General features: G+C 63.5%; 21 protein-coding genes. 5 read left to right on the top strand and 16 right to left on the bottom strand.

Going from position 1 to position 18,865, the window contains the following annotated elements; genetic code table 11:
- Window positions 1–11 precede the first annotated feature (11 nt).
- Entirely contained in the window at window positions 12–563 is a 552-nt protein-coding gene (locus AWB81_RS14165) for an FKBP-type peptidyl-prolyl cis-trans isomerase (protein ID WP_062636335.1), read from the bottom strand.
- Between the two features lie 33 nt (window positions 564–596).
- On the opposite strand from AWB81_RS14165, the gene AWB81_RS14160 reads away from it, so the two are divergent.
- Together AWB81_RS14160 and AWB81_RS46855 are read left to right on the top strand one after the other, a co-directional pair.
- Window positions 597–1,805, top strand: coding sequence for a cupin domain-containing protein (locus AWB81_RS14160; RefSeq protein WP_087134979.1), 1,209 nt, complete (start codon window positions 597–599; stop codon window positions 1,803–1,805).
- A gap of 231 nt (window positions 1,806–2,036) precedes the next feature.
- Window positions 2,037–2,288 carry a hypothetical protein gene (locus AWB81_RS46855; protein WP_167306330.1) on the top strand — a complete coding sequence of 84 codons (252 nt, stop codon included), beginning with the start codon at window positions 2,037–2,039 and terminating at the stop codon, window positions 2,286–2,288.
- Window positions 2,289–2,400: 112 nt separating this feature from the next.
- On the opposite strand, the gene AWB81_RS14145 is transcribed toward AWB81_RS46855, so the two are convergent.
- From AWB81_RS14145 to AWB81_RS14100, 10 genes are all read right to left on the bottom strand, one after another.
- Window positions 2,401–3,174: an MBL fold metallo-hydrolase gene (locus tag AWB81_RS14145; protein WP_062636330.1), complete on the bottom strand. Its 774-nt coding sequence runs from the start codon at window positions 3,172–3,174 to the stop codon at window positions 2,401–2,403.
- A gap of 10 nt (window positions 3,175–3,184) precedes the next feature.
- Window positions 3,185–4,327 carry an NlpB/DapX family lipoprotein gene (gene bamC, locus AWB81_RS14140; RefSeq protein WP_062636329.1) on the bottom strand — a complete coding sequence of 381 codons (1,143 nt, stop codon included), beginning with the start codon at window positions 4,325–4,327 and terminating at the stop codon, window positions 3,185–3,187.
- Between the two features lie 183 nt (window positions 4,328–4,510).
- Entirely contained in the window at window positions 4,511–5,416 is a 906-nt protein-coding gene (gene dapA, locus AWB81_RS14135; protein WP_062636327.1) for a 4-hydroxy-tetrahydrodipicolinate synthase, read from the bottom strand.
- Between the two features lie 42 nt (window positions 5,417–5,458).
- On the bottom strand, window positions 5,459–6,052 hold the full coding sequence (locus AWB81_RS14130; RefSeq protein ID WP_062636325.1) for a class I SAM-dependent methyltransferase: 594 nt from the start codon (window positions 6,050–6,052) through the stop codon (window positions 5,459–5,461).
- A complete protein-coding gene (locus AWB81_RS14125) occupies window positions 6,052–7,254 on the bottom strand; it encodes a tryptophan--tRNA ligase (RefSeq protein ID WP_062636323.1) in 1,203 nt (400 codons plus the stop codon). The genes AWB81_RS14130 and AWB81_RS14125 overlap by 1 nt, the downstream gene beginning before the upstream one ends.
- A 4-nt stretch (window positions 7,255–7,258) precedes the next feature.
- The gene (locus AWB81_RS14120) at window positions 7,259–7,924 is read right to left on the bottom strand and encodes a site-2 protease family protein (RefSeq protein ID WP_062636320.1); all 666 of its coding nucleotides are present in this window, start codon (window positions 7,922–7,924) and stop codon (window positions 7,259–7,261) included.
- Between the two features lie 222 nt (window positions 7,925–8,146).
- Window positions 8,147–8,779 carry an L-threonylcarbamoyladenylate synthase gene (locus AWB81_RS14115; protein WP_062636318.1) on the bottom strand — a complete coding sequence of 211 codons (633 nt, stop codon included), beginning with the start codon at window positions 8,777–8,779 and terminating at the stop codon, window positions 8,147–8,149.
- A gap of 204 nt (window positions 8,780–8,983) precedes the next feature.
- Window positions 8,984–9,814 carry a 3',5'-nucleoside bisphosphate phosphatase gene (locus AWB81_RS14110; RefSeq protein WP_062636401.1) on the bottom strand — a complete coding sequence of 277 codons (831 nt, stop codon included), beginning with the start codon at window positions 9,812–9,814 and terminating at the stop codon, window positions 8,984–8,986.
- A gap of 59 nt (window positions 9,815–9,873) precedes the next feature.
- Window positions 9,874–10,767, bottom strand: coding sequence for an alpha/beta fold hydrolase (locus AWB81_RS14105; RefSeq protein WP_062636316.1), 894 nt, complete (start codon window positions 10,765–10,767; stop codon window positions 9,874–9,876).
- Between the two features lie 60 nt (window positions 10,768–10,827).
- Entirely contained in the window at window positions 10,828–11,664 is an 837-nt protein-coding gene (locus AWB81_RS14100) for a ferritin-like domain-containing protein (protein WP_062636314.1), read from the bottom strand.
- A 197-nt stretch (window positions 11,665–11,861) separates the two neighbouring features.
- Between AWB81_RS14100 and AWB81_RS14095 the strand changes: the two genes are divergently transcribed.
- From AWB81_RS14095 to AWB81_RS14085, 3 genes are all read left to right on the top strand, one after another.
- Window positions 11,862–12,386, top strand: a complete 525-nt coding sequence (locus tag AWB81_RS14095) for a gamma carbonic anhydrase family protein (protein WP_062636312.1) — start codon at window positions 11,862–11,864, stop codon at window positions 12,384–12,386.
- Between the two features lie 46 nt (window positions 12,387–12,432).
- Window positions 12,433–13,383 (top strand): Hsp33 family molecular chaperone HslO, encoded by a 951-nt coding sequence (gene hslO, locus AWB81_RS14090; protein ID WP_062636310.1) that lies wholly within the window; start codon window positions 12,433–12,435, stop codon window positions 13,381–13,383.
- Between the two features lie 137 nt (window positions 13,384–13,520).
- A complete protein-coding gene (locus AWB81_RS14085) occupies window positions 13,521–13,883 on the top strand; it encodes a hypothetical protein (RefSeq protein WP_062636308.1) in 363 nt (120 codons plus the stop codon).
- An 85-nt stretch (window positions 13,884–13,968) separates the two neighbouring features.
- Here AWB81_RS14085 and ftsB read toward each other — a convergent pair whose 3' ends face one another.
- The 5 genes from ftsB to pyrG all read right to left on the bottom strand — a co-directional run bounded on the left by ftsB (window position 13,969) and on the right by pyrG (window position 18,830).
- A complete protein-coding gene (gene ftsB, locus AWB81_RS14080) occupies window positions 13,969–14,424 on the bottom strand; it encodes a cell division protein FtsB (protein WP_062636306.1) in 456 nt (151 codons plus the stop codon).
- Between the two features lie 89 nt (window positions 14,425–14,513).
- The gene (eno, locus tag AWB81_RS14075; protein WP_062636304.1) at window positions 14,514–15,797 is read right to left on the bottom strand and encodes a phosphopyruvate hydratase; all 1,284 of its coding nucleotides are present in this window, start codon (window positions 15,795–15,797) and stop codon (window positions 14,514–14,516) included.
- 109 nt (window positions 15,798–15,906) lie between these two features.
- Window positions 15,907–16,194 (bottom strand): DUF1330 domain-containing protein, encoded by a 288-nt coding sequence (locus tag AWB81_RS14070; RefSeq protein ID WP_062636302.1) that lies wholly within the window; start codon window positions 16,192–16,194, stop codon window positions 15,907–15,909.
- Between the two features lie 84 nt (window positions 16,195–16,278).
- Complete coding sequence (kdsA, locus tag AWB81_RS14065) at window positions 16,279–17,133, bottom strand: 3-deoxy-8-phosphooctulonate synthase (RefSeq protein WP_062636300.1); 855 nt, start codon at window positions 17,131–17,133, stop codon at window positions 16,279–16,281.
- Window positions 17,130–18,830 (bottom strand): CTP synthase, encoded by a 1,701-nt coding sequence (gene pyrG, locus AWB81_RS14060; protein WP_062636298.1) that lies wholly within the window; start codon window positions 18,828–18,830, stop codon window positions 17,130–17,132. The genes kdsA and pyrG overlap by 4 nt, the downstream gene beginning before the upstream one ends.
- Window positions 18,831–18,865 lie beyond the last annotated feature (35 nt).

The following is an 18,865-nucleotide window of genomic DNA, read 5'->3' as shown; positions in this document are numbered from 1 at the left end:
CGCTGTGACGCTCAGTGCAGCGTCGGGCCCGATTCCTTGCCGGGTTCGTCGTCGGCGTCGTCCTCGTCTTCGTCGAGAATCTCGAGGCCGTCGGCGCCGTGCGCGTGCTGATGTTCGATTTCATCTTCGGTCGCGACGCGCACTTCCTGCACCGACAACGCGAAGCGCAGCGCCATGCCCGCGAGCGGATGATTGCCGTCGAGCACGACCTTGTCTTCCGCGACGTCCGTGACCGTGTAGATCAGCGAGTCGACGTCTTCTTCGCCGTCTTCCGGCGTGCCCTCGAACTGCATGCCAACTTCGAGCGGCTCCGGAAAGCGGCTGCGCGATTCGACCTTCACGAGTTCGGGATCGTATTCGCCGAACGCGTCCACGGGTTCGAGCTGGATCTGCGTCTGATAGCCGGCTTCCTGCCCGTCCAGCGCTTCCTCGATCTTGGGGAACGTGCCATCATAGCCGCCGTGCAGATAGACCATCGGCTCGTCGCTTTCCTCGATCAGATTGCCCTGCGCATCCGATAGCTTGTAGGCGACCGATACGACGGTGTCTTTTGCGATTTTCATTGGATTCTCCAAGATACAAGCCTCAATTATACGATGCCAACGCGGCCCCTTGATGCAACCGACGGCCGGCCGAGAGCGCCGCTCCCGGACGAAGTGACTCCCCTGCTGGGCAACCGGACGCCCGCGCAATTCATGCGTCGATACTGGCAGAAAAAGCCGCTGCTGATTCGCCAGGCGATTCCCGATATCCGGGCACCGCTTTCGCGCGACGAACTGTTCGAACTCGCCGATCTCGACGACGCCGAGTCGCGCCTCATCACGCATTTTCGCAAGACCTGGGCGCTGGAACATGGACCGTTCGCACCCGACGAACTGCCTTCGGTGAAAAAGCGCGGATGGACACTGCTCGTGCAAGGCGTGAACCTGCATCACGATCGCGCCCATGAACTGATGAACCGCTTTCGGTTCATCCCGGATGCGCGTCTCGACGACCTGATGATCTCCTATGCGACCGACGGCGGCGGCGTCGGCGCGCACTTCGACTCCTACGACGTGTTCCTGCTGCAGGTCCTCGGCAAGCGCCGCTGGCGGATCGGCGCACAGCGCGATCTCTCGCTAAAACCGGGACTTCCGTTGAAAGTTTTACAGCATTTCGAGCCCGAGGAGGAATGGGTGCTGGAGCCTGGAGACATGCTCTACCTGCCGCCGCATATCGCGCATGACGGCGTCGCCGAAGGTGAATGCATGACGTGTTCGATCGGCTTTCGGGCGCCTTCCACGCAAGAACTCACGGGGCAGTTTCTTTATCACCTGGCCGAGCGCACAGGCGATTCGAACGTCCCGGCCGCGCACTATCGCGATCCGAAGCAGGAGCCAGTGCGCCATCCGGCAGAATTGCCGGAGCTTCTGCTCGAGCGGGTTGGCGCGATCCTTGCGAACGTCACATGGCACGAAAAGGACGTCGCCTCATTCCTCGGATCCTATATGAGCGAGCCGAAAGCGAACGTGGTCTTCGATCCGCCCGCTCGACCGCTCACTGAGCAGAAGTTCGTTGAACGAGCGAAGAAGTCCGGTTTGAGGCTTGATCGAAAGACCGTGTTGCTTTACGACAAGCGCTCGTATTTTCTGAATGGCGAACCCGAATTACTCGACGCAAAACTCAGAAAATGGCTCCCGGAATTCGCCAATTACAGGCATTTGGAGGCGAAACGCTTTGTAACACTTGCAGACGATTCGACAATGACATCCCTCCTGCACGAGTGGTATCGTGCGGGCTGGATTCAGGTCGACGCTTACGCCTGACGTAAAGCGCATCCTGCTGTTCATAGTGTGAAAATTTGTATGAGAAAGACAACGTATTGGCCCCGCATTTATCGACGGTCGATACGAAAGTGCATATAATTTCCGCCCAAGCCGCGGGAAGTCTCACACTCAAATATAATGTGGGTCTCCGCGAGCGGCCCTGGTCGGTGTCTGAACACATTACCGGTACTTTGCGCTGTTGCTTACCTTTAACCATAAAAGGACGTGATCATGAAGAAATCTCTCCTCGTAGCATCCCTGTTGGCTGCTGTTGCTCTGGCTGCATGCAACAAGTCTAGCGATACGGCTGCTCCGGGCGCTGCAAGCGATACGTCGGCTGCTTCGGCACCGGCAGCTGCTGCATCGGACGCAAACGCTGCAGCATCGAGCGCTTCGGCTGCTGCAAGCGACGCTTCGTCGGCTGCTGCCGCTGCTTCGGACGCAGCTGCTTCGGCTGCTCCGGCATCGGGCGCAAGCCAGTAAGGCTTGCATGCGGGTCCCACCGAGGGACTTGCGTAAAAAAACCGGCTCTCGAGCCGGTTTTTTTACGCCTGCGGTTTTATCGCCGCGAGTGTTTCACTTCATGCAGGATGTGTCATAGCGCGAGCCAGTCGAAACCCTCGGCCTGCGTTGCGACGACCACTTCGACCGCCGACGCCCCCAGCACTGCCGCCAGCGCCGCCTGCGCGAGATGCGGCAGGTTGTTCTGCTGACTCAGATGCGCGGCCACCAGATGACGCAGCTTCGAACGATCGAGCGTAGCGAGAATGGCTGCCGCCGCGTCGTTGTTCAGATGCCCATGCGTGCCGCCGATACGCGCCTTCAACGACGCCGGATAGCGGCTCGTCGCGAGCATCTGCAGATCGTGATTGGATTCCAGCACGAGCGCGTCGCAGCCGGACAGGACGTTCGTGATATGCGGCGTCGACACACCCACATCGGTCAGGACACCGAGGCGGCTTGCGCCGTCGGAGAAGACGTATTGCAGCGGCTCGCGTGCGTCGTGCGGGACCGTATAGGGCAGCACCGAGAGACCGCCGATGGCCACGCTCTCGTCGCCCCACAGCACGTGCAGATCGACCGGGGCTTCGTCGGCGCCGATCGCGCGCGCCGTGCCCCAGCTCATATGGAGCGGAATGGACCATTTGCGGCCGAGTGTCAGCGCGCTGCCGATATGGTCCGTGTGCTCATGGGTGATGACGATCGCGTCGAGATCCTCGACGCTCAAGCCGAGCCGGCCGAGCCGGCGCTCCACTTCCTTCGCTGAAAAACCGCAATCGAGCAGCACGCGGGTGGTCGTCGCGCCGCACTGCGCCTCGACGAGCAACGCATTGCCTTCGCTGCCGCTGCCGAGACTCGCGAATCGCACGGCCCTTCGCTCAGTTCAACTGGGCGTGCAGCAGCGAGACGATCCGCTGCGCATCCGACGAACTGTCCAGTTGTCCGCTCGAATCGACGACCGCGACTTGCGTCATCGAATCCGCCTTCGGGCGCACATTGACGAGGAACTGGCGCGTGGGCGTCGGCGTGTTGCTCGAGAAGAACTTGCCGAAGAGGCCGTCCTTCTTCAGTTCCTGCATCGAATCCGAGTAATGCACGTAATACAGGCCCTTCTCGCGATCGCGGTTATCGACCGTGAAGTTCGTACGGTCGAGCGCGAGTCCGACGCGCAGCCATGCACGATCGAACGGCTCGGAGATGTCGAGCGTCGACGCGTTGCCCGCCTGCTCCACCGCGACCTTCGCGCCTGTGGGACGCGCATCGGTGATCAACTGCTTCGCCTGCGCGTCGGTCAGGCCGAATTTCTCCATGATCTTCGCGAGAAACGCGGCTTCGAGCGCCGGATTGCGCGGACGCGCTTCCCAGCGCGAGGACGTCTTGTCCTGTCCCGTCATCACTTCTTCCATCGCGCTGTGCGTGACGGAGATGTCGGTGGAACCGTCTGCCGCGCGATCCACCTGCGTGCGGAACATGTCCCGCGTGCCCGACGAATACGCGAAGTCGACGAGCTTGCCGATGCTCTTCCTGAACCAGTCATCGGGAATGTTCGCGCGGTTCTCGGCCCAGTCAGTCGTCATGATGCCGGTCTGCGGCGCATCGGTCTTGAGCGTGAAGCCGCTCTCCTGCCAGAACTCCTGCAGTTGCGGCCAGACCTGGTCCGGCGTGCGGCCATCGATGACGAGCCAGCGACGGTCGCCGTCGCGTTCGACGTGCATTCCGTAGGGATCCTGCGCGGTCGGCACGCCGAGCGTGGCGTTGCCGGCGGGCGTGAGCGCGCGCTCGGTGCCGCCGCCAAGCGAATTCACCTTCGGCGGCGCGGCGTAGCGCTGGCTGATGTCCGCCGTCGACAGGTCGGACGGCACGTTGAGCGACGGCGCGGTTTCAGCGGCCTTGTAGTTGACGCGATCGGGTGCGAGCCAGTCGTTGAGCGTATCGCAACCGGAAAGCGCGACGACCGTGGCGAGGCCAAGCGACAGCGCGCTCAGGCGCGCGGCGTGAGTGGAAAGTGCGGATCGTTTCATGAGGTCCTTCGTGATGCTGAAAGCGCGTTGCCTCGTGCGGATGCCGGGGAACGGAGTCGATAACGAATTCGATGGAAGCAGACGTTTAGCGACGGTTGTTGACTGGCTGCATGGTCGATCCCGATGAATGGCGGCGGCACGGTCTAATGAGTCATGTGTGCGCCCGCCGCCATCAATCGGGTCTTAGGCCAGGAGCCCTGTTTCGCGCAATGCATCACGCACGATGTCGTGATAGCGCGCGTCGAGCGGCGTGAGCGGAAGACGAATGCCGCCTTGCATGCGGCCCATTGCTTCGAGCGCCCACTTCGCCGGAATCGGGTTCGATTCGCAGAAGAGCTGCTTGTGGAGCGACAGAAGGTTCAGATGAATGCGGCGGGCGGTGATCGCGTCTCCTTCGAGCGCCGCGCGGCACAGTTCGCTCATCGCCTTCGGAGCGACGTTCGCGGTGACCGAGATGTTGCCGTGGCCGCCGAGCAGCATCAGCGCGATTGCGGTCGGATCGTCGCCGCTGAAGATGCTGAAACCGGCCGGTGCGTACTTGATCAAATGCGCCGCGCGGTCGATGTTGCCCGTCGCTTCCTTCACGCCGATGATGCCCGGCACGTTCGCGAGGCGCAGGATCGTTTCGTTGCTCATGTCGGCCACGGTGCGGCCCGGCACGTTGTACAGCAGCACCGGCAGGTCGACCGATTCCGCGATCTTCACGAAATGACGGTACATGCCTTCCTGCGTCGGCTTGTTGTAATACGGAACGACCTGGAGCGTGGCGTCGGCGCCGACCTTTTTCGCCGCCTTCGACAACTCGATGGCCTCGGCCGTGGAGTTGCCGCCCGCGCCCGCGATGATCGGAAAGCGGCCGGCCGTATGCTCGACCGCCGTCTGGACCATCAGGATGTGTTCCTCGACCGAAAGCGTGGCCGACTCGCCGCTCGTGCCGACGACGACGAGACCGTTCGAGCCTTCCGCGACGTGCCAGTCGATCAGTTTTCGAAACGCCGGCAGATCGAGACTACCGTCCTCGTGCATCGGGGTGACGATGGCAGGAATGCTGCCGCGGATCTGGATGCCGCCGTGTGTTCCGTTTGTCATGAAACGCTATGAATTTGATCGGTAAACCGCGATTGTAGCGGATTAGCCCGCCAGATCGTAACGCGGCGGGATCGACGCATTGTTACGAATGGTGAGGCCGGTTGAGGATCGGTCCGGCTCGCGGACCGCGCAGATTCGTTGCACGTAGGATGCGCGCGGATCGCTCGTAAAGCCATCCTGAAAAGCGATGATCCGCAGGCGCGAATGAAACGCGTCGATGAGTTCGCCGGGGGCGAGCAGAAATGCCGGATTCGACGGCTTGCCGACGGTTTCGTTGCCGGCCGCGAAGGTTTCGTAGATCAGCACGCCGCCCGGTGCGAGCGCATCGGCGAGATGGGGAAAGAGCGGACGATGCAGGTAGCGCGTCACGACGACCGCCGCGAATTTTTCATCGGCTAAGAGCGGCCAAGGCGCGTTTTCCAGATCGGCCGCACGCGTCGCGATCCGCTCGATGCCGGCAAGCGAGAGCAGCGCTTCCTCGTCACGGTCGACGGCGAGCACGGGATGTCCGCGCGACGCGAACCAGCGCGCATGCCGGCCGCTGCCCGACGCGACATCGAGCACCGGGCCGCATGATTCGACGAGATGCGCCCACTGCCGCACCCACGCGCTCGCGAAGTCCACCCCGTCCGCCATCAGTTGTACGACAGCCCCATCGCTTCGCGCACGTCGCGCATCGTTTCGGTGGCGAACTTGCGCGCCTTGTCGCAGCCGTCGGCGACGATCGCGCGCAGGAGCGACGGATCGTCCATGTACTTTTGCGCGCGCTCGAGCATCGGCTGCTGCTCGCGCAGGATGCCCTCGATCACCGGCTGCTTGCAGTCGAGACACCCGATGCCGGCAGTCCGGCAGCCCTTCTGCACCCATTCGTGCGTGGCTTCGTCGGTGTACGCCAGATGCAGTTGCCAGACCGGGCACTTGTCCGGATCGCCCGGGTCGGTGCGGCGCACGCGCGCGGGGTCGGTCGGCATCGTGCGGACCTTCTTCGTGATGGTTTCCGCGTCTTCACGCAGGCCGATCGTGTTGCCGTACGACTTCGACATCTTCTGGCCGTCGAGGCCCGGCATGCGCGATTCGGCCGTGAGCAGCACCTGCGGCTCGACCAGAATCAGCTTGCGCGCGCCTTCCAGATAGCCGAACAGCCGCTCGCGGTCGTTCATCGAAAGGCTCTGCGACTCCTGCAACATGGCGCGCGCCTGTTCGAGCGCTTCGTCGTCGCCTTCCTGCTGGTACGCCACGCGCAACTCGTGATACAGCTTCGCGCGCTTGCCACCGAGCTTCTTCGCGGCTTCGAGCGCCTTCTCCTCGAAATCCGGCTCCTTGCCGTACAGATAATTGAAGCGGCGCGCGATCTCGCGCGTCATTTCGACGTGCGGCACCTGATCCTCGCCGACCGGCACGAGCGACGCGCGGTACAGCAGGATGTCGGCCGCCATCAGCACGGGATAGCCGAGAAAACCGTAAGTCGAGAGATCTTTCTCCTTCAGCTTCTCGATCTGTTCCTTATAGGTCGGCACGCGTTCGAGCCAGCCGAGCGGCGTCGCCATGCCGAGCAGGAGCGACAGTTCCGCGTGCTCCGGCACCCGGCTCTGGATGAAGAGCGTCGCCTGCGCCGGGTCGATGCCGGACGCGAGCCAGTCGATCAGCACTTCCCAGACGTTCTTCTCGATCACTTCGGGCGTTTCGTAGTGCGTCGTGAGCGCGTGCCAGTCGACGACGGCGAAAAAGCACGGGTACTCGGACTGCAGCCGCACCCAGTTTTTCAGCACGCCGTGATAGTGGCCGAGATGCAGCGAGCCGGTCGGCCGCATGCCTGAGAAGATACGGTCAGGGAACATGGTTTTATAAGAAGAACGAGGCAAAGGGATTCAGAATGGCCGACACCGCCGCATAGCCGATGTTCACGAGCGGGCTCAGCCAGAACCGCGTGAGGCCGCCCGTTACGACGAGCGCCATCACGATGAAAAAGCCATATGGTTCGAGCCGTTGCAGCGCAAGCGACGCGCGGACCGGCAGCAGCGCCATCAGCACGCGGCCGCCGTCGAGCGGGGGCAGCGGAAAGAGGTTCAGCACGCCGAGCACGAGATTCACGCCGACGCCCGCCGCCGCCATGCGCGTGAAAAACGCCTCGTCGACGTGAAACCCGGCGAGCGCGACCGCGATCACGCCCCAGACGAGCGCCTGCACGAAGTTGCTGGCGGGACCGGCGGCGGCCACCCAGAGGCTGCCCCAGCGCGGATTGCGCAGGTTGCCGAACGCGACCGGAACGGGCTTCGCGTAGCCGAACATGAAGGCGCCGCTCGTGACGAAATAGAGAACGATCGGAATGACGATGGTGCCAATGGGGTCGATGTGCCGCATCGGATTGAAGGACACGCGGCCGAGCACGTAAGCGGTGTTGTCGCCGAGCAGGCGGGCGACGTAGCCGTGCGCGGCCTCGTGCAGCGTGATCGCGAAGATCACCGGGAGCGCGTAGACCGCGATTGTCTGTATCAGGGAAGAATCCATAGCTCGCTATTGTAACAAGCGTCTCAGGCAGTTCAGGGCGCCACTCATGGCGGTCAAGGTCACGGTTGCGCGAGGCGAGCGTGGGTGCGGTCGGGTTGCGGCCCGGTTCTAGCCGGAAGGCAGCAAAACCGCCGCCGACCGGAGAATAATGCCTATGGTTGGGAAATCTCGCCCGATTTTATATTCGGCTCATCTTCCGCCGCAGGAGCGGACTCGTGCACCTCAATCGGCGGTAAGGCCGAACGGTTCGAGACTGCCGCGGCCCGGGCGCACGAGCAGGGGTTCCGGCCCCGTCAGGTCGATGACCGTCGAAGGCTCGGCGGCGCACGCGCCCGCGTCGATCACGAGGTCGACCTGCTTTTCGAGCCGCTCGCGGATTTCCTCGGGGTCGTTGAGCGGCTCGGTGTCGGGCGGGAGGATCAGCGTTGAGCCGAGGAGCGGCTGGCCGAGCGTCTCCAGGAGCGCGAGCGTGATCGCGTGATCGGGCACGCGCAGGCCGATCGTCTTGCGCGACGGGTGCGAAAGGCGCCGCGGCACTTCCTTCGTCGCCTGCAGGACGAACACGTACGGCCCCGGCGTCACCGATTTCAGCAGCCGGTATTGCCGGTTGTCGACCTGCGCGAAATTGGCGAGTTGCGACAGGTCGCGCACGAGCAGCGACAGCAGTTGCTTCTCGTCGAGCCCGCGAATGCGGCGGATGCGTTCGACGGCGTCCTTGTCGTCGAGATGGCAGGCGAGCGCGTAACTCGAATCGGTCGGCATCGCGATGACACCGCCGTCGTTGACGATCTGCACCGCCTGGTTGATCAGGCGCGGCTGGGGATTGTCCGGATGAATGCGAAAGAATTGAGACATGGCGGCGTGATGTTTTTGGTATCGCTTGTCGCGCGACGCAGCAGGACCGCGGTTGCCACACGGCTCGCGAAGCGCGGACGGTGCGGCTCGATTCAGAACGCGAACGGCGTGATGCATGATGTGAGCACCGTCTGCAGGAACTCGATGAAACGTGCCAGAATCGTGCCAAGTGCGTGCATGGATTTGCGCACGCGCTGCGAGCATTTAGAGCCAGTGCTCCCAGACGGGCTTGAGATCGGCGGGAAGCGGCGGAAGCTGTCCGAGGTCGATCCGGCCTTCACCCGCGCCGTGAAAGTCCGAGCCGCGCGACGCGTAAAAACCATACCGGCGCGCGACGTCAGCGTACTCGCGATACTGGTCCGGCGTATGGCTGCCGGTCACCACTTCGATGGCGTTGCCGCCAAGCTCAATGAACTCGTCGAAGAGCGCCGCGAATTCGATCGGCGTGAAGTTATAGCGGCCGGGATGCGCGATGATCGCCTCGCCGCCCGCCTCCCTGATCCATTTCAACGCGTCCGTCAGCTTCGACCAGCGATGGCCGACGAATCCCGGCTTGCCCTCGCCGAGATAGCGCGCGAAGACATCCGAAGTCGATTGCGCGAGGCCTTCTTCCACCAGATACCGGGCGAAATGCGTGCGCGAGATCATTTTCGGATCGTTTACGTAGCGCAATGCGCCTTCGTAGCAATTCGGGATGCCGACCTTCGCGAGCGCCTCGCCGATCGCCTCGCCGCGCGCCGCCCGGCCGTCGCGCGTGGCGGCGAGGCCGTCGAGCAACTGCTGGTTCTGCGGGTCGACGTTCAGGCCGACGACGTGTACCGTGCGCCCCGCCCACGTCACCGAGATTTCCACGCCCGCGAGATAGCGCATGCCGAGCGCCTCGGCCGCTTCGCGCGCTTCCTGCTGGCCGCCGAGCTGGTCGTGATCGGTTAGCGCCCACAGCGTCACGCCGTTCGCGTGCGCGCGCCGCGCGACCTCGGAAGGTGCGAGCAGGCCGTCTGAAACGGTGGAGTGGCAATGGAGATCGGCGTTCATCGTAATGTGCTGGGAATTCACTGACATTCTACTGCAACGCACGATTCGGGCCGCGTGCCCTAACCCTCGCAGAACTGCGCGATGAGCGCGGCAACGCGCTCGGGCTGATCGTGATGCAGCATATGCCCCGCGTTCTCGACGATTTCCTCGCGCCAGTCGGGAAAAGCGGCAAAGCGCGCCTTGAATTCGTCGAGCGGGACGTCGCCCGCGATCGACGCCAGCGTCGACGAATGGGCAGCTTCGACGTGCAGGACCCTCGCGCGCACCTGCGACCAGACCGCCGTCACCTCGTCGAGCCGATAAAGCAACGGTCCGCGCAGCTTGTGGGCGGGATCGGCGAGCAGGTGAAAGCGTCCGTCCGCGCCTTCCTTCGACCAGTGTTCTGCGAGGAACCGCGCGCGCGGCCGCGCAAGACGCGGATTCGTGCGGATCAGACGTTCGGCGACTTCATCGAGCGTCGCGTAGCTGCGCAGTTCGGGCGGCACGCGCAGATCGTCGAGCCATTGCGCGATGCGCGCGGGCGAGCGCTTCGGATCGCCCGCGGCGAGGCCGAAGCCTTCCAGATCGACTACCCGGCGAACGCGCTCGGGCCGCACGCCCGCGTAAAGCCCGACGACATTCGCGCCCATGCTGTGGCCGACGAGATTCACTTCGCCGTGCGGCGCGTAGTGGTCGAGCAGCACGTCGAGGTCGGCGAGGTAGTCCTGGAACCAGTAATGGCCGCCGCCGCGCTCCGCGACAGGCCACGCGGACAGGCCGAAGCCGCGCGCATCGGGCGCGATCACCTGCCAGCCGTCGCCGAGCGCGTCGACGACGAACTGGAACGACGCCGCCACGTCCATCCAGCCGTGCAGCATGAAGAGCAGCGGCGCATCGGGCGAATGGGCGCTCCACCGCCGCACATGCAGGCGCACGCCGCGCGCATCGACGAATTCGGAGGAAGAAATGCGCATCGCGGGCTCCAAAAAGAATGATCGTTCGATTATAGCCAGCGGCGCTGATTTTGAGACGCGCTAGTCGTCGAGTTGCGCGAGCGCGCGCAGTTCGGCTTCGTCGAAACCGGCGTCGCGGCGCGCCTCGAAGTTGAACGGGCCGCGCAGTTTCGGCGCGCGATACTGCTCGGCGAGGCACACATAGGTGACGTGCGGATCGGTGCCCGCCGCGTCGCAGAGATGCCGGAACCAGCGGTTGCCAATCAGCACATGGCCGATTTCGTCGCGCAGGATCACGTCGAGAATTGCGGCCGACGCGTGATCGCCCGCCTGCGCGAGGCGCTTGCGAATCGGCGGCGACGCGTCGAGACCGCGCGCCTCCAGCGTGCGCGGGACGAGCGCCATGCGCGCGAGCACGTCAGCGCGGGTGCGCTCGGCCATTTCCCAGAGTCCGTCGTGCGCCGGAAAGTCGCCGTAGACGTGGCCGAACTCGCCGAGTCGCGCGCTCAACAGCGAAAAGTGATACGCCTCCTCCGCAGCGACTTTCAACCAGTCAAGATAAAATTCATCCGTCATCGATGGAAAGCGCCAGACGGCGTCGAGCGCGAGGTTGATCGCGTTGAATTCGATATGTGCGAGCGCGTGCAGGAGCACTGCCCGCCCCGCTTCGGTCTGCATCCCGCGGCGCTTGAGCGATCCCGGTTCGACGAGCGGCGGCCGTTCCGGACGGCCGGGCAGGCAGGCAGGTTCGGCAAGCTGAAGCGAAGGATCGACCGATACCTTGCCGGATTGGACTTGAGCGTAAAGCTCGCGGGCGCGCGCGGCTTTCATCTGCGGATCGCGCTCGCAAAGGATGTCGAGCGCCGCCTGGCGGGCGCAGCGCAAATCGGGACCGGTCGGGGAGGAAGCGTCGGGCATTGCGAGGAACGTTCGGGCAGTAGAGACGGGCGCCGCGCGCCGGGCTTCGCGCGCAAAAGGCTAAAATGGCGCTTTACGAACCGGACTTCGCCATCGGACAAAGCTGAAAAGGTACGCCGCCGTCCGGCATTGTAGCGCCGGGTTTGCGTACCGAAGGCGTCGATGCGCGCACCGTCCCCACCGACCAGGAGACACAGTTGGCCATCTACAAGCTCGGCGACGAGGCCCCCACCATCCACGAAAGCGTGTTTCTCGCGGACACCGCGACCATCATCGGCCGCGTGACGCTCGAGGAAAATTCGAGCGTCTGGTTCGGCGCGGCGCTGCGCGGCGACAACGAGCCGATCGTCGTCGGGCGCGGCAGCAACGTCCAGGAAGGCGCGATCCTGCATGCCGACCCGGGTTTTCCGCTGACCATCGAGGCGAACGTCACCGTCGGCCATCAGGCGATGCTGCACGGCTGCACGATCAAGGAAGGCGCGCTGATCGGAATCCAGGCGGTGGTCTTGAATGGTGCGGTAATCGGCCGCAACTGTCTGGTTGGCGCGGGCGCAGTGGTGACCGAAGGCAAGGTGTTCCCCGACAACACGCTGATCCTCGGATCGCCCGCGAAGGCGGTGCGCGAGATCACCGAGGCGGACATCGCCCGCATCCAGTCGGCCACGCGCAGTTACGCGGACCGGCGCGAATACTACAAGGCGCAACTTGTGCGGATTGGCTGAAAGGCGGTCCGCGGCACGTCGTGGCGCCGTATCGAAAGGAAGAGTTGTGAACGACCAGTTGCAGAAATTCATGTTCAACGCGGCGCCCGTGCGCGGCGAGATCGTCTCGCTGCGCAATACGTGGCAGGAAGTGCTCGCGCGCCGCTCTTATCCGGCGCCCGTGCGCAACGTGCTCGGCGAGATGACGGCTGCCTGCGCGCTCCTGTCGGCGAACCTCAAGTTCGACGGCACGCTCATCATGCAGATCTACGGCGACGGGCCGGTGACCATGCTGGTCGTCCAGTGCAGTTCGGATCTTTCGCTGCGCGCCACGGCAAAACTCGCCGACGACGCCGCCGAGCGCATCACCGACGGCATGTCGCTTGCGGACCTGCTCAACCAGCACGGACGCGGCCGCTGCGTGATCACGCTCGATCCGAAGGAGAAGAGGCCGGGCCAGCAGCCGTATCAGGGCATTGTGCCGCTGTCGGGCGAGCACGGCCCGCTCGGCTCGATGGCCGAAGTGCTGGAACATTACATGCATCACTCGGAACAGCTCGACACGCGCATGTGGCTCGCGGCGAATACGGATCGCGCGGTCGGCGTGCTTTTGCAGAAACTTCCCGGCGACGGCGGTATCGTCCCGCATCCGGGCGAGCACGACGCGGACACGTGGCAGCGCGTGTGTCATCTGGGCAGTACGCTCTCGGTGGACGAGCTGCTTGGCGAAGAGCCCGAAACCGTGTTCCGGCGTCTTTTCTGGCAGGAAAACGTGCAGCATTTCGAACCCGCCGCGACGCGTTTCCAGTGCTCCTGCTCGCGCGAGAAAGTCGGCGGAATGTTGAAGATGCTGGGTCGCGAGGAAGTCGACGGGGTGATCGACGAACGCGGTAGCGTCGAGGTGCATTGCGAGTTCTGCAATCAGCGCTACGAGTTCGACAGCGTCGACGTAGCGCAACTTTTTGTCGCAAAGGAACTCTCACAAGGAGTGAGCGAGGCCTCCCAACAACGTCATTGAGCCTTGATTTCACGAGATATTTTGCGTAGCGGCCGCGTGCCACGACCGTCGGGACGGGCGGCCTGCGTGCCGTCCGTGAGTGTTCCGGCACGATATGATTCAGGTCTGTCTGGTTCTGCGGCCCGCTGGAGGTCGATATGAAAAACGCTGCGTGGTTCCGGGGTGTTTCGTTGTCGGTGTCGGCGTTGACCGCTGCTGCGTTGCTCACGGGCTGCACGATGGACCCGCCCGGCCCGTCGCCGATCTACAGCCGCCTGCCTTCGGCCCAGACGCAACCGGCGCAGCCGCTGTCGAAGGACGAGCAGGAACGGTATAACCAGATCGACCAGCAAGTGCTCGCCGAACAGCAGCAGGCAATGGCCGCCGATGCGCAAGCACAGGCGTGGTCGCAGTATTACCGGGCGCCTGTGAGCATCTACGGCGGGTATTCCAGCGGTGGCTGGGGCGGCGGTCCGTACTGGGGAACCGGCGTCGGCTTCGGAACGGGATACTGGTGGTAAAACGAGATGCCAAAATTGAAAAAAGCGCGGTCGATGACCGCGCTTTTTTTACGCCAAAGACCGATGAGGTTTCCGAGGTTTCCGTTCAGCCACCCTGCTTCTTCTTTGCGTCTTCCTTTTCCTTCGCGGCTTTCTTTTCGAACGCGCGACGCTCTTCCTTCGAACGCGACACCGGATTCGGTACCACGCGCAGCGGTGCCGCCGATACCTGCCCGCGCGTCGACGCATTCGCGCCGGGCGCGTTCGCCGAGTTGACGGGCGCAGCGGAATTCGGCGAGACGAACTGCACGAAAACCTCGCTGTCCTTCACCATGCCCATCTCGTAGCGCGCGCGCTCCTCGACGGCCGCCGTGCCGCTCTGCAAATCCTGGACTTCGCCCTGCACGCGTTCGTTGCGCAGTTTGAGGTCGGCGTTCTTCTGGGTCTGCTGCGCGAGTTGTCCCTGCAATTCGTGGACGCGCAGCCAGCCACCATGTCCCCACCACAGCGGATATTGGATCAGCGCCAGCAGGAGGATGAGGACAACAGTTACAAGCCGCATTGAGAGAGCCGAAATAAGCGCCGCCCGGCGTTCGAAAACGCGAGGGCGGCGGGCTGAAAAATTAACTAACGTCCAATTCGGCTAAAGCTTTAGCGCAAGTTGTAGAACGCCGACTTGCCCGGGTAGCTCGCGATATCGCCGAGATCTTCTTCGATACGAAGCAACTGGTTGTACTTCGAGATGCGGTCGCTGCGCGAGAGCGAGCCCGTCTTGATCTGGCCGGCGTTCAGGCCGACGGCGATGTCCGCGATCGTCGAATCTTCGGTTTCGCCGGAACGGTGCGAAATCACCGCCGTATAGCCCGCGCGCTTCGCCATCTCGATGGCCGCGAAAGTTTCCGTCAGCGTGCCGATCTGGTTGATCTTGATCAGGATCGAGTTCGCGATGCCCTTCTCGATGCCTTCCTTCAGGATGCGCGTGTTCGTAACGAACAGGTCATCGCCGACGAGCTGGATCTGCTTGCCCAAACGATCCGTGAGAATCTTCCAGCCTTCCCAGTCGCTTTCGTGCATGCCGTCCTCGATCGAGATGATCGGGAACTTGTCGGCGAGCGTCGCGAGATAGTCGGTGAATTCCGCCGACGACAACTGCAGGCCTTCGCCCGCGAGCTGGTACTTGCCGTCGTGGTAGAACTCGCTCGCGGCGCAGTCGAGTGCGAGCAGCACGTCTTCGCCCGCGCGATAGCCGGTTCGCTCGATGGCCTGCAGGATCGTGGAGAGGCACTCGTCGTTGCTGCCGAAGTTCGGCGCGAAGCCGCCTTCGTCGCCAACCGCCGTGCTCATGCCGCGCTCGGACAGGATCTTCTTCAGCGAGTGGAACACTTCGGCGCCGCAACGCAGCGCTTCGCGGAAGGTCGGCTGGCTGACCGGGACGATCATGAATTCCTGGATGTCCAGGCTGTTGTTCGCGTGCGCGCCGCCGTTGACGATGTTCATCATCGGAACCGGCAATTGCATCGCGCCCGAGCCGCCGAAATAGCGATACAGCGGCAGGCCGGCTTCCTCAGCCGCGGCCTTCGCGACCGCCATCGACACGGCGAGCATCGCGTTCGCACCGAGGCGCGACTTGTTGTCGGTGCCGTCGAGTTCGAGCAGCGTCTTGTCGAGGAACGCCTGTTCCGACGCGTCGAGGCCCATGATGGCTTCGGAGATTTCGGTATTGATGTGCTCGACGGCCTTCAGCACGCCCTTGCCGCCGTAGCGGTTGCCTTCCTCGTCGCGCAGTTCGATCGCTTCACGCGATCCCGTGGATGCGCCCGAGGGGACGGCCGCGCGGCCCATTGTGCCCGATTCGAGCAGCACGTCGCATTCGACGGTGGGGTTGCCTCGCGAATCGAGAATCTCGCGGCCGATGATATCTACGATAGCACTCATGGTTTCCTCAAGAAATGACGTTGAATTCCTGCTGCCGGCGACGCTTCCTGCCGGCCTCGCTCAAGATTTTCGAAGGAAGCGGATGCAGGGCACAGTTGTGCCGCACCGCTCAGACTCCTTCGACCACCATCAGGTTCACCCGCGCCGCGCCTTCGCGGACATGCCTTGCGGCTTCATATTCGGCGGAATGATAGAACGTCTTTGCTGCTTCGAAGGAAGGAAATTCGAGGACGACGGTGCGCGAATGGAACGCGCCTTCGAGCGTTTCGCTCTGACCGCCGCGCACGAGGTACGCGCCGCCATGCGCTTCGATGGCTGCCGGCGCGAGCGCACGGTAATCGGCGTACTGCTCGGGGTTCGTCACTTCCATGTTCGCGATGATGTAGCCCTTCGCCACTGAGTTCTCCCCCTGTCCGATGCGCTGCTTCGTGCAGCACTTTTTTTGATGCGAACGTCGCGAAGCGACGCTCGCGACGAGCTTTCAGCTGAAATCGTTCTCGAGAAACGGGCCGCGCTTCACGGCCTGATCGAGCGCGACGAGCGTTTCCAGCAACGCTTCCATCCGGTGCAGCGGCACCGCGTTCGGCCCATCCGACTTGGCGTTCGCCGGGTCCGGATGCGTCTCCATGAAGAGCCCGGACACGCCCGTTGCAACCGCTGCGCGCGCGAGCACCGGCACGAATTCGCGCTGGCCGCCGGAACTCGTGCCCTGCCCGCCCGGCAACTGCACCGAGTGCGTGGCATCGAAGACGACGGGCGCGTTCGTCTCGCGCATGATCGCGAGCGAGCGCATGTCCGAGACGAGATTGTTATAGCCGAACGACACACCACGCTCGCACGCCATGAAGCGGTCTTCCGAAAGACCCGCTTCGCGAGCCGCGTCGCGCGCCTTGTCGATCACGTTCTTCATGTCGTGCGGCGCGAGAAACTGGCCCTTCTTGATGTTCACCGGCTTGCCCGAACGCGCGCATGCGTGGATGAAATCGGTCTGGCGGCACAGGAACGCAGGCGTCTGCAAGACGTCGACCACCGATGCGACCGCTTCGATCTCGTGCTCCGAATGGACGTCAGTCAGCACCGGCAGGCCGAGTTGCTTTTTCACTTCGCCGAGGATGCGCAGGCCTTCGTCCATGCCGAGCCCGCGAAACGACTTGCCCGAGCTGCGATTCGCCTTGTCGTACGACGACTTGTAGATGAACGGCACCGAAAGCTTCGCGCAGATTTCCTTCAGTCGCCCGGCGACGTCGATCGTCATCTGCTCCGATTCGACGACGCACGTGCCCGCGATCAGGAAGAACGGCTTGTCGAGGCCGATGTCGAAGTCGCAGAGTTTCATGCCTGCGCTCCCGCCGTGGCGCGCGCCGGTTGCTCCGCCGCTTGCGTGCCGTCGGCCGATTCGCTGTGCCCGCGCGCTGCTTCGACGAACGCCTTGAAGAGCGGATGGCCGTCGCGCGGCGTCGAGGTGAATTCCGGGTGGAACTGGACACCGACGAACCACGGATGCATCGACTGCGGCAATTCCATCATTTCCGGCAGGTCCTCGCTCGGGGTACGGGCGCTGATGATAAGGCCGCCCGCTTCGAGTTGGGGCACGAAACGGTTATTGACTTCATAACGGTGACGATGACGCTCGTTCACATCCGTGCCGTAGATGCGCTCGGCCATCGTGCCCGGCTTGATCGGGCACTTCTGCGAACCGAGGCGCATCGTGCCGCCGAGATCCGATTCTTCGTTGCGCTTTTCCACGCGGCCCGCGCGGTCGTACCACTCCGTAATCAGCGCGACGACCGGATTCTGCGTCGACGGCTCGAACTCGGTGCTGTTCGCATCGGCGAGACCGGCGACGTCGCGGGCGAATTCGATCACCGCGAGCTGCATGCCGAGGCAGATGCCTAGATAAGGTGTTTTCGATTCGCGTGCGTACTGGATCGCCTTGATCTTGCCTTCCGTGCCGCGGCGCCCGAAGCCGCCCGGCACCAGCACTGCGTCGAGATGCTTCAGGCCTTCGACGCCTTCCACGTCGATCTGCTCGGAATCGATGTACTCGATGTTGACCTTGGTCGACGTATGGATGGCCGCGTGGCGTAGCGCCTCGATCAGCGACTTGTACGATTCGGTGAGTTCGACATACTTGCCGACCATGCCGATCGTCACTTCGCTCTTCGGATTCTCGAGCTTCTCGACCAGTTGCGACCACATGGCGAGATCGGCCGGCTGCGGCGCGAGCTTGAGCTCCTCGCAGATGATCTGGTCGAGGCCCTGGTCGTGCAGCATCTGCGGAATCTTGTAGATGCTGTCCACGTCCCACACGGAAATGACCGCGTCTTCCGGCACGTTCGAGAAGAGCGAAATCTTCTGGCATTCGTCGTCGGGAATACGGCGGTCCGCGCGGCACAGCAGCACGTGCGGCGAGATGCCGATCTCGCGCAGCTTCTGCACGCTGTGCTGCGTAGGCTTCGTCTTGAGTTCGCCCGCGGTGGCGATGTACGGCACCAGCGTCAGGTGCACGAAGCACGCGCTGTTGCGCCCGAGGCGCAGGCTCATCTGGCGCGCCGCTTCGAGGAACGGCAGCGATTCGATGTCGCCCACCGTGCCGCCGATCTCCACGATCGCGACATCCGGCTCGCCGCACGTCGCCGCTGCGGCGCCGCGTTCGAGGAAGGACTGGATTTCGTTCGTGATGTGCGGAATGACCTGGACCGTCTTGCCGAGATACTCGCCGCGGCGTTCCTTGCGGATTACCGATTCGTAGATCTGGCCGGTCGTGAAGTTGTTGGCCTTGCGCATCTTCGTGCTGATGAAGCGCTCGTAATGGCCGAGATCGAGGTCGGTTTCCGCGCCGTCTTCCGTCACGAACACTTCGCCGTGCTGAAACGGGCTCATCGTGCCGGGGTCGACGTTGATGTAGGGATCAAGCTTGAGGAGGGTGACTTTGAGGCCGCGCGATTCGAGGATCGCGGCGAGGGAAGCGGCGGCAATACCCTTGCCAAGGGAAGAAACTACGCCGCCGGTGACGAATACATATTTGGTCATCGCTAGGTGCTCGCGGGAAAAACGGATTATACCGT

The sequence above is a fragment of the Caballeronia arationis genome (assembly GCF_001544975.2).
In the GTDB taxonomy this organism is placed as follows: domain Bacteria; phylum Pseudomonadota; class Gammaproteobacteria; order Burkholderiales; family Burkholderiaceae; genus Caballeronia; species Caballeronia arationis.
This window is presented reverse-complemented; position numbering and strand designations above follow the sequence as displayed.